Source organism: Streptomyces sp. MspMP-M5 (assembly GCF_000373585.1).
Lineage (GTDB): Bacteria > Actinomycetota > Actinomycetes > Streptomycetales > Streptomycetaceae > Streptomyces.
Genome location: NZ_KB891965.1, coordinates 1 through 8,373 on the forward strand (window position 1 = coordinate 1; position 8,373 = coordinate 8,373).

The window sequence follows — 8,373 nt, forward strand, 5'->3', positions numbered from 1 at the left end:
TCTACCTCGCCACTGGGCACACCCCCATGGGACTGCGCCGCCGGCGCCACCTGACCACCAAGGGCCGCCGGGTGACCGCACTGCACGACGAGATCCTCGACCTCGCCGACTCCGAGCGCACCGGCCACGAAGGCGCCGACGCGGACGCCATTCTGCTGGCGTCGCTGGACGCGGCCCGCACCGGCCGCATGCACGACATCGTGCAGACCATCCAGGCCGACCAGGACCGCATCATCCGCGCCCCGCACGACGGCGTCCTCGTCGTGGAGGGCGGCCCGGGCACCGGCAAGACCGTCGTGGCGCTGCACCGGGCCGCGTATCTGCTGTACGCGCACCGCGAGCAGCTGGCCCGGCGCGCGGTGCTGATCGTCGGGCCCAACCCGGCGTTCCTCGGCTACATCGGGCAGGTGCTGCCCTCGCTCGGCGAGACCGGTGTGCTGCTGGCGACGCCCGGCGAGCTGTTCCCCGGCGTGACCGCGACCGGCACCGACACGCCCCGCGCGGCCGAGGTCAAGGGCGACGCGGCGATGGCGGACGCCCTCGCGCGGTTCGTGGCCGACCACCAGACCCTCCCCGATCCGGTCCTCGTCATCGACCACGAGGACGGCGAACTGCACCTGGACGCCGCGATCGCGGCGGAGGCCCGCCGGCAGGCCCGGGCCACCCTGCTGCCGCACAACCTCGCGCGCCCGTACTTCGCCTTCCACGTGATCGACGCGCTCACCGCACAACTCACCGAGCGGATCGGCGCCGACCCCTACGGCGGTCCCAACCTCCTCGGCCCGGACGACATCGCCCAGTTGGGCAAGGCCATCGCCACCAGCGGCGCGGTGCACGGCGCCATCGAGGAGCTGTGGCCGTCCCTCACCCCGCAGCAGCTGGTCGCCGACTTCCTCGCCGAGCCGGTCCATCTGCCCGACGCCGAAGCGGCCGCGATCCGCCGCACCGGCGGTGCCTGGACACCGGCGGACGTCGCGCTGCTGGACGAGGCCGCCGAGCTCCTCGGTGAGGACGACTCAGCCGCGCGGGCCGCCGCCGAGGCCGAACGCCAGGAACTCATCGCCTATGCGCAGGGCGTGCTGGACCTCTCCTACGGTTCGCGCACCCAGGAGTTCGAGGACCGGGACGACGAGGACTCCGAGGTGCTGGCCGCGCACGACCTGATCGACGCCGACCGGCTCGCCGAACGCCAGGAGGAGGCCGACCACCGCACCGCCGCCGAACGCGCCGCGGCGGACCGCACCTGGGCCTTCGGCCACATCATCGTCGACGAGGCGCAGGAGCTCTCGCCGATGCTGTGGCGGCTGCTGATGCGCCGCTGCCCGACGCGTTCCATGACCCTGGTCGGCGATCCCGCGCAGACCTCGGAACCGGGCGGCTGCGGTGCCTGGGAGGCCATCCTGGCGCCGCACGTCGGCGACCGCTGGGAGCATGTCCGACTGGGCGTCAACTACCGTACGCCGACGGAGCTCATGGCGGCCGCGGCAGAGGTCCCCCGGGCCCTCGACCCGTCGTTCGTGCCTCCGAAGTCGATCCGCTCGACCGGCGTCCACCCGTGGGCCCGGCGCACCGACGACCTGCCGGCGGCCGTCGCCCGGGCCGTGGCCCGCGAGACGGAACGCGACGACCGCGGCCGGCTCGCCGTGATCGCCCCGCGCGAGCGCTGTGCCGCCCTGGCGGCGGCCCTCCCGACGGCCTCCGCCGGTCCCGCCCCCAACCTCACCAACCCGGTGGTGATACTGGACCCCCGCCAGGCCAAGGGGCTGGAGTTCGACACCGTGCTGGTGGCCGAACCGGCGGAGTTCGGGACGAGCGATCTGTATGTCGCACTCACGCGGGCGACGCAGCGACTGGGCATGCTCTACACGGGGACACTGCCGCGGGGTCTGACCGCGCTGGCGGACTGACCCGGCACCGGCCCACCGCCGATGACGTGGAGCAGACTGTGCGGGCCCTCGCCGTACGGGTGGTACGACGAGGGCCCGGACGGTGCGTCAGCGGCCGGCCGAGGTGCGACGGCGGGCGGCGACCACCAGCCCCGCACCGGCGGTGAGGGCGACGGCCGAACCGCCGATCGCCCACGGGGTGGCCGGGCCGACCCCGGTGGCGGCCAGTTGCCGGTCACCGCCCGCGGCAGCGGACACGGCGCTCGACGCGGGCACCGACGCGGGCCGCACGCCACCCACACTGCCGCTGCCGCTACCGGCACCGCTGCCCGACTTCGCGGGCTCGGCGCTGTCCCCCGCCTCCGCTTCCTTGTCCGTGCCGCTACCGGTGTGCCCACCATGGGCGTCCGGAGCCGGCTTCTTCTTGGCCGCTTCCTCTTCGGCCTTCCGCTCGGCCTCGGCCTTCCGCTGGGCCTCCGCATCCGCCTCGTCCTGGGCGCGGGCCTCGTACTGGCCGACCTCCAGGAAGTGCCGGACGTCCTCCGCCGTGCCCCGCAGCGCCTTGTCGGCGGCCGCCTGCACCCGGGGCCCGCCGATGCCGTGGATCTGCGTGGCCCGGATCCGGTCGTCCGTCTCCTGGGCGAAGCGCCAACCGGATTCCAGGAAACGCACGCGGTCCTCGGGCGTGCCGTCAAGCGCCTCCCCCACCGCTTCGCGGACCACCCGGCCCGTGCCCTTGTTCGCCAGGATCGTCGACAGCGTGACGCGGTTGTCCTCGTCACGTGCCGCGTACTGGCCGACCTCAAGGAAGTGGCGCATGGCCTCCGGGCCGCCGTCGAGCGCCCGCTGGGCCTCGCGGTACAGCCCCTTGCCGATGTGCTTGTCCGCGAGCATCCGCAGGATCGTCATCCGGTCCTGCTCGGCGGCCGCGTCACCCTGCCCGTCGGACTTCCCCGGCTCCGACGCCGTTCCCGTCTGCGACCCGGTCTCCGGCGATGCGTCCGGGGCCGAGTTGGCGGGCGATGCGACGCGGTCGGCGGCAGCCGCCGGCGACGAGAACAGAACGGCCGGTGCCATCGCAGCGGCAGCGACAACGGCCGAAACGCGAGCCATCTTCACGCAGTACACCTACTTGACCAAGAATTACCAAAAAACTGTCATCGACAGCGTAAAACAGACGTAAGGTGACGTGATCAGCCGGGTAGGCGCACGGCGCGGCAGCCATCCCGCCGCATCGAATGCCCACACCGTCGGACAGGCCATGGAGGAGAAAAGGATGACCCGTCACCGCCGCCGCACCCTTCACTCCGCCCTCATCGGCGCCCTGGCGGTCACCTCATGGGGCGCCGCCACCGCGCCGGCCTCGGCCAAGTCCTCGCTCTCCTTCACCGCCGGCCCCCACTCGGTCGGCCAGGGCGGAATCGTCCGCGCCGCCGCCAGGGCGAGCGACGACAACTCCACGTTCAACAAGGTCTGCGTACAACAGCGTTGGGCGGTTGCCGCCTGGCACAACGTGGCATGCTCCAAGCCCGCCCGCCACGCCGGCGGCGCCGTCAACGCCACCCTGCACGCCAAGGCACGCGGCCGCCTCCAACTGCGCGCCGTACTCTTCGAGGGCCGCTCCCCTCAGGACCAGCAGCCCAGGGCACGCTCGGTCTCCGGCCCGGTGACCATCACGGTCCACTGAGCAGCCGCAGACGCCCCCACCCGCCCCGACACTCGAACTTCCGTTCATTACCGCGGTCCCGTACGTGAAATACTCGCGCTATGTCAGTTTCTGTGCAGGTCTGCCGGGAACCCGGCGCGGCTCGCGCGTTCTGGTCCGACGACCGGACGTGCGCGGTCGTGGTGGCGCGGGAGGCGGGGTCGGTCGTCGGCTCGCTCGCGGTACTGGACTTGGGAGCGGACGATCCGGATCTCCGGTTCGTGGGAGTGGTCGAGGGTTCCGCCCAGGCACGGGTGCCATTGGTGGAGGCGGCGGCGCCGTTGGTGCGGGACGCCGGTGGCCGTACGCTGCGCTGGGTCGAGGAGACCGGCGAGATGCCCCTGGCCGCCGCTGCCGCCCTGGAGCAGTTGGGGGCGACCGCCGGTGACGAGGTCCATCGCTGGTGGCGGAGGGAGTTGCCGACGGGGCCGGCGGCCGCGCCTGACGGCCGGGATCGCGCGTCGTCGACCGCCGGGGGCGCACCGTTCCGGGTGGGCATGGGTGACGCCTGGTGCGATGTGGAGGTGGACGGCGACCGGGCGGTGCTGATGCACGACCGCCAGGAGGAAGGGACGGCCGACGCGCTGGCGGCGCTCGTGTCGTTGGCGGTGCGTCGCGTGACGGCGGAATCCCCCGGCATCCGGGCGGCGGAGACCTGCGTGGCGCCCGGAGACGACGCCTTCGAGACGGCCCTCCTCTCACTCGGCTTCGCCCCGACGACCCGACGCGCCGTCGAATACCGCCTGGAGTTGGGCACCTGACGAGGCCGGCCGCCACCTCAACCAACCGCGTGCTGCGCCCAGTTGACCCGTCGACTCGCCGGCTGGCCCGCCTGGGCGTGGCGGGCCGGCGGCTATCGGTGCGGTGACGGACCTAGCGACCGGTGACACCGTCGACGAGGCCGGCGGAAGGTGCGGAGGGCCGGTAGTGGTCGATGAGGCCCGCGTGCTGGTTGGCCCGGGCGGCGCGGTGGGCGTCGGGGTGGTCGAACCGGGGGCGTCGCCCGTGCAGGACGAACCCAGCGATGCGGGACATCATGCGGCCAAGTTCGGCTTTCATGTGGTCATCCTCCATTCGCAGTTCGATCGTTCCGGAGTAGGCGACGCGACCCGGCCGTACGCGCCGCCCCCGCGGCGTTCCCGGGATCGCCGGCCGCCTTGGCGGAAACTGGCCTCAGGCGGGCCACGCGGTACCCACCGCGGGCACTCGCAGAACCAGGCTCCCGGTCACGACGGAGGAACGCATGGCGGAGAAGGACCGCAACGCGCCGGCCCCGGTGCCCGGGACGGGCGGCGACAAGCGGCGGTTGCGCTACGAGCTGTTGAGCTGCGCGCTGCACGGCCACCATCTCGAAGGCGTGGGGGCGCAACGGGTGCGGCCGGGCGACGGTCTGCTGGTCCGCGAGGACCGGGACGGGCTGCGCTGGCACCGCTGCCTGCGGTGCGATGCCTGGGTACCGGTGACCGGGCAGCCGCCGACCCTCCGTCCCTATCCGCCGGACCGGCACGAGATCGCTCTCCCGCTGCGCGGCAAGCCGCTGCGCGACCGCTATGTGCTGCGGCTGATCGCGCTCGACCGGCTGCTGCACTTCGTGGTGCTCGGGGCGCTGGCCGCCGGCATCTTCGTCTTCGCGGACAAGCGCGCCAGCCTCCAGGCACCGTTCTACCGGGTCATGGATCTGTTGCAGAACGGCGTGGGCGGGACCGGCGGCGTCTCCGAGGGCGGGCTGCTCGGCGAGGTGGCCAAGGCGTTCGCGGTGCGTTCCTCGACGTTGTGGCTGATCGGGCTGGTGATCGCGGCGTATGCGCTGCTGGAGGGCGTCGAGGCGGTCGGGTTGTGGTTCGCCAGGCGGTGGGCGGAGTACCTCACGTTCGTCGCCACCACCGTGCTGCTGGCCCCGGAGGTCTACGAGTTGCTGTCGCGGGTGACGGTCACCAAGGTCCTCACCCTGCTCATCAACCTTGCGGTGGTGATCTATCTGCTCTTCGCCAAGCGGCTGTTCGGCGTGCGCGGCGGCGGCCGCGCGGAGGCCGCCGTACGGGCACGGGACGTCAGTTGGGAGGCGCTGGAGCGGGTGGCACCGGGTCGGGCGACGGACTGAGCGACAACTGCCCCATCCCCCAGCAACTGTTCTGCTTTCAGCGTCAGTTGGAGTCCAGCGCCGTCCGTACCTCCGTCGCGACCGTCTCGTCCGTCAACAGCTCGTTGTGCTTCAGGCACGGTGCTTCGATGTTCTCGGCCCCGGCCAGTGCCGTACTGCTCACGGGCGCGATCTGCTCGTCACAGCGCGAGCGGACGGTGGTGTAGCGGACCGGGCCAGGCGTCTCCGTCCCCTCGTTGAGCCGGGTCACGACGTAGGAGCCCGGTGTCATGTCCCGGCATCCCTGGTCGTACAGAGCGCAGAGCCAGGCGAGTTGCGTGCCGTGGTTGGGGCCGGCCAGGGACACCCAGTGGTGGACCCTGGTCGCGCCGGTGCCGAACTTGACGTACCAGCGGGTGGTGAGGCTGCCCAGGCTGTGGGCGACGATGTCCACCTGCGATGCGCCGGTTCGGCGCAGCACCTCGTCGACATACGCCTGGAAGTGCGGCGCGAGCGTCTCGTTGGCGGACTGTGAGGTGTCGTAGTCCCAGGTGAAGAGCCGGTCCGCGGGCCTGCCGGCCGCGGTGAACCGGCTGATCATGCTGTCCCAGACACCGGGGCCGGCGTTGCGTCCGGGTACGAAGATCACCGGGCGGTCGGCGGCGGCCGACGCCCGCTCGGGCGCGGCTGCGGCCGGCGCGCTCGCCACCGCGACGGTCAACAGCGCTGACAGGACAGGCACGGTGAGACGGCGCACAGGGGACCTCCGCGGCGGTTGCGAACGGGCGGTGCGGGCGACGTGCGTGGGATGTGACGCGGGTGATGCCGCGAGAGGAATTCTCGACCGGCGAAGGGCCGCCCAAACGTACGGGTGGGGGAGGCCAGGATGACGTTCGCCTGGCCGACCTTGATGGCGTGCTGGGCCTGCTGCCTGGCGTCGGAGGCGCCGGCCGTGGTGGTCACGGCCGCGGGCGGCCGCCGTGTCGGCGACCAGGGCGGTGGTGGCCACGACGTGACGGCGGGAGGGTCCGGTTCCGCCGCCGGTCAGCCCGCCTGTGCCATCAGGTCCCGCAGGACCTCCATCACATCGGCGGTGTCGGCGGCGGGCGGGGCCTGCACCGCTGCCTTGGTCCCGTAGTCGGAGTAGTCCGCCGTGGTCTTGACGGTGCCTTGCGGGGTCTTGACGTCCACGGCCATCTTCACGGGGTAGTCCTGGCCGTTGACCCAGACGTCGTAGTCGTAGCTCTTGACGCCGGCCTTCTTGATGTTCGCGACGAGCTTCTCGCGTTGCTCGCCGGTGAGGCGCTTGACGGACTTGAGCGAGTCGAGGCCCTCCTCCACCGCCAGCGAGCCCCGGTAGTGCTCGGCGCGTTGGCCGTTGACCTCGCCCGCCCCCAGGTGCTTGACGTCCGGCGAGCCGAGCAGCATCGCGAGCTGCTGCGCCGGGTCCTGGTTCATGTCGTCCAGGCCGGCGGTGACCTGCCGCATGAGCGCGTTGTCGCCGGACTGGGACGCGGCGGCCCGCAGATCGAACTTGCCCCAGCGCTTGCCGCCGAACGCCTCGGAGGGCTTGCCCAGGTCGACGTAGACGGTGTCATCGAGCCACACCATGTGCGACTTCTCGGCACCGTCCGATCCGCCCCCGAGCGGGCTCTCGTTCATGGTCACGTCCATGACCAACGGGTCCCACCCCATGACGCCGGACAGTTTCGTCTCACCGCCGTCCGGCAGGCCCGCCGGTACGGACATGGTCATCGTGACCTTGGCCGACTTCGCCGCGGCGGTCTTCTGGTACGCGGCGTTGAGCGCCTGCACCGGAGTGCGCTCGGCGCCGCGGCCCGGCCCGTCGGCCTTCCCGGAAGCCTGCTGGCAGCCCGCCGCGCCCGCCAGTACGGCCACGGCCGCGAGCGAGACGCCGGTGCGCCGCGCGGTCCCCTTCTGCATGCCCACCCCTGTAGGTCCGTATGTCCGCTTATGGCAAGTACAGCACGCACCGTAACGCATTGGCCTGACATTTATCGAAAGGGACGGCCAGGCCCCGCCCTGGCTTGAAGTCGTCGCCTCGTGGGCACCGCGCTTCCCCTTGCTTACTGCCGATTTACTGGCTCTTTGAGCACTATGGGTGCGTCTTGGCAACTTTCGTGTGCCTCAGGACACCTGAGGAAGAACCAGAGGACCACCGTGCGCCCACCCGTCATCCCGTCGCCCGCCCCCGCAGCCGCGCCGCAGGGGCATCGGGGCTGACCACCGTGGCGAACTCCCCGCAGACCACCGTGCCGCCGCGCCCCGTCCTCACGAAGTCCCCCCGCGTTCTGCTCGGCGACCCGCGCCGCCCCGCACCGTGGCTGCGACCCACCATCCGGATACGGCTCACGCTGCTCTATGGCGGCATGTTCCTGATGGCGGGTGTCGTCCTGCTCGCGATCATCTACTTCCTGGCGGCCGAGACCCTCAAGGAGGGCACCCCGGACTTCCGGGTCTTCGGCACCAACCTCCGGGTCAGCAACGTCAACTGCCCCATCCTGCCGACCTCCGGCACGGTCGGCGAGATCAACGCGGCGATCAGCAACTGCGTCCAGGACCAGCGCTCGCTGGCGCTGAGCCAGTTCCTCAACCGTTCGTTGCTGGCGTTGTTGGGTTTGACGATCGTGGCGTTCGCGTTCGGTTATGCGATGGCGGGGCGGGTGTTGTCGCCGTTGGGG

8 protein-coding genes and 1 pseudogene are annotated in these 8,373 nt (G+C 71.8%); 5 read left to right on the plus strand and 4 right to left on the minus strand.

Features of this window, described 5'->3' with window-relative positions; all coding sequences use genetic code 11:
* Positions 1–1,907 (plus strand): HelD family protein (locus B073_RS0138490; protein WP_026248138.1); only part of this gene is annotated, 1,907 nt, incomplete at its 5' end.
* Between the two features lie 87 nt (positions 1,908–1,994).
* On the opposite strand, the gene B073_RS43185 is transcribed toward B073_RS0138490, so the two are convergent.
* Positions 1,995–2,963 carry an ALF repeat-containing protein gene (locus B073_RS43185; protein WP_018543384.1) on the minus strand — a complete coding sequence of 323 codons (969 nt, stop codon included), beginning with the start codon at positions 2,961–2,963 and terminating at the stop codon, positions 1,995–1,997.
* 199 nt (positions 2,964–3,162) lie between these two features.
* Between B073_RS43185 and B073_RS0138500 the strand changes: the two genes are divergently transcribed.
* Both B073_RS0138500 and B073_RS0138505 read left to right on the plus strand, forming a co-directional pair.
* Positions 3,163–3,573: a hypothetical protein gene (locus B073_RS0138500; RefSeq protein ID WP_018543385.1), complete on the plus strand. Its 411-nt coding sequence runs from the start codon at positions 3,163–3,165 to the stop codon at positions 3,571–3,573.
* A gap of 80 nt (positions 3,574–3,653) precedes the next feature.
* Complete coding sequence (locus B073_RS0138505; RefSeq protein WP_018543386.1) at positions 3,654–4,352, plus strand: hypothetical protein; 699 nt, start codon at positions 3,654–3,656, stop codon at positions 4,350–4,352.
* 112 nt (positions 4,353–4,464) lie between these two features.
* Here the strand turns inward: B073_RS0138505 and B073_RS0138510 are convergent, their stop codons facing one another.
* Positions 4,465–4,650, minus strand: a complete 186-nt coding sequence (locus B073_RS0138510) for a hypothetical protein (RefSeq protein WP_158690335.1) — start codon at positions 4,648–4,650, stop codon at positions 4,465–4,467.
* A 184-nt stretch (positions 4,651–4,834) separates the two neighbouring features.
* On the opposite strand from B073_RS0138510, the gene B073_RS0138515 reads away from it, so the two are divergent.
* Complete coding sequence (locus B073_RS0138515) at positions 4,835–5,692, plus strand: DUF2127 domain-containing protein (RefSeq protein ID WP_018543388.1); 858 nt, start codon at positions 4,835–4,837, stop codon at positions 5,690–5,692.
* Positions 5,693–5,735: 43 nt separating this feature from the next.
* On the opposite strand, the gene B073_RS0138520 is transcribed toward B073_RS0138515, so the two are convergent.
* Both B073_RS0138520 and B073_RS0138525 read right to left on the minus strand, forming a co-directional pair.
* On the minus strand, positions 5,736–6,428 hold the full coding sequence (locus B073_RS0138520; protein ID WP_018543389.1) for a lipase/acyltransferase domain-containing protein: 693 nt from the start codon (positions 6,426–6,428) through the stop codon (positions 5,736–5,738).
* Between the two features lie 287 nt (positions 6,429–6,715).
* Positions 6,716–7,615 carry a hypothetical protein gene (locus B073_RS0138525; protein ID WP_037814253.1) on the minus strand — a complete coding sequence of 300 codons (900 nt, stop codon included), beginning with the start codon at positions 7,613–7,615 and terminating at the stop codon, positions 6,716–6,718.
* A 305-nt stretch (positions 7,616–7,920) separates the two neighbouring features.
* On the opposite strand from B073_RS0138525, the pseudogene B073_RS0138530 reads away from it, so the two are divergent.
* A pseudogene (locus B073_RS0138530) lies at positions 7,921–8,373 on the plus strand (two-component sensor histidine kinase); the annotation flags it as partial.

Coding starts and splice junctions, on each gene's coding strand:
- B073_RS0138525 (WP_037814253.1), bottom strand. CDS start 7,615: ATGCAGAAGGGGACCGCGCGGCGCACCGGCGTCTCGCTCGCGGCCGTG.
- B073_RS0138510 (WP_158690335.1), bottom strand. CDS start 4,650: ATGAAAGCCGAACTTGGCCGCATGATGTCCCGCATCGCTGGGTTCGTC.
- B073_RS0138515 (WP_018543388.1), top strand. CDS start 4,835: ATGGCGGAGAAGGACCGCAACGCGCCGGCCCCGGTGCCCGGGACGGGC.
- B073_RS43185 (WP_018543384.1), bottom strand. CDS start 2,963: ATGGCACCGGCCGTTCTGTTCTCGTCGCCGGCGGCTGCCGCCGACCGC.
- B073_RS0138500 (WP_018543385.1), top strand. CDS start 3,163: ATGACCCGTCACCGCCGCCGCACCCTTCACTCCGCCCTCATCGGCGCC.
- B073_RS0138505 (WP_018543386.1), top strand. CDS start 3,654: ATGTCAGTTTCTGTGCAGGTCTGCCGGGAACCCGGCGCGGCTCGCGCG.